1 protein-coding gene is annotated in these 1,389 nt (G+C 31.5%); it reads left to right on the forward strand.

Annotated features, from left to right (window positions below; all coding sequences use genetic code 11):
• Positions 1-73 precede the first annotated feature (73 nt).
• Positions 74-1,279, forward strand: coding sequence for an IS256 family transposase (locus M2475_RS11370; RefSeq protein WP_277491658.1), 1,206 nt, complete (start codon positions 74-76; stop codon positions 1,277-1,279).
• Positions 1,280-1,389 lie beyond the last annotated feature (110 nt).

The following is a 1,389-nucleotide window of genomic DNA, read 5'->3' on the forward strand; positions in this document are numbered from 1 at the left end:
GAGTGTGTAAATAAATCTGTGTAAATAAGAAATCTTTCCGTGATATGATAAAAGAAACGGAGAGATTTTTTATATGAAAACAAAAAACAACAAAAACTTATTAGAATTAATCCAAGATAATTATGAAATCAATTCACCAGCAGATTTATCAGCAGCAATTAAAGATTTATTCAAAGACTCATTACAAGAAATGATGAATGCAGAATTTGATTCTTCAATGGGATATGAAAAACATGACAAGAAAAGTGAAAAGACAAACTATCGTAATGGAAGTACAAAAAAGACATTAAAAAGTGAATTTGGAGAGTTTGAGTTTGAAACCCCTCGCGATAGAAATAATGAATTTGAACCAAAAATAGTTCCAAAAAACAAGCGAGATGTTTCAGGAATAGAAGAAAAAATAATATCACTGTATGGAAGAGGGCTATCAACGAGAGATATCAATGAACAAATCCATGACTTGTATGGGATAGAAGTATCAGCAACGATGGTAAGCAATATCACAGATCAAATATTACCAATGATTAAAGATTGGCAAGAGAGACCATTAGAAGCCGTTTATCCTATTGTTTTTATAGATGCAGTTCATTTCAGTGTAAGAGATGAAAGTACAGTAGTAAAGAAGGCAGCTTATATCGTGTTAGGAGTAAATGAAGAAGGCGAAAAGGAAATCATGGGGATATGGATAGGAGAAAATGAATCAGCTAAGTTTTGGCTAAATGTATTAAACGAAATAAAGAGAAGAGGTGTTAAAGATATTTTGATTATGTGTTCAGATGGATTAACAGGAATGAAAGAAGCGATAACAACAGCTTTTCCAAAAACAGTACAACAACGATGTATCGTTCATATGATTCGAAATTCAGTAAGATTTATTTATTATAAGGATTTGAAAGAGTTCTGCAAAGACTTAAAGAGTATATACACATCAAAGAATGAGAAAGCGGGATATGAGCAGTTACAAAAAGTGAAGACAAAATGGAAAGATAAATATCCATCAGCATTAAAGAATTGGGAGGATAATTGGGATGCAGTATGTCCATTCTTTGCATATTCAGATCCAGTACGACGTATTATGTATACAACAAATGCGATAGAAAGCTTGAATCGATCATATCGGAAATATACGAAAACCAAATCAGTATTTCCAAGTGATCAAGCATTAATGAAGTGTATGTATTTAGCAACCATGAATATAACTAAAAAATGGACAACACGTTATCGTAATTGGGATCAAGTTCTTGGTGAGTTATCCATTATATTTGAAGGAAGAATTTAGCTCTATGAAAATTGAATAAGGAATGGTAGTATTTAGTTAGAAAAAAGAAGCAACTTTTATTGCTTCTCATATTACGGTTAGTTCATTTACACAGATTTTTTTACACTCTC

It is taken from the genome of Breznakia sp. PF5-3, from assembly GCF_029504745.1.
In the GTDB taxonomy this organism is placed as follows: domain Bacteria; phylum Bacillota_I; class Bacilli_A; order Erysipelotrichales; family Erysipelotrichaceae; genus Breznakia.

Coding starts and splice junctions, on each gene's coding strand:
- M2475_RS11370 (WP_277491658.1), top strand. CDS start 74: ATGAAAACAAAAAACAACAAAAACTTATTAGAATTAATCCAAGATAAT.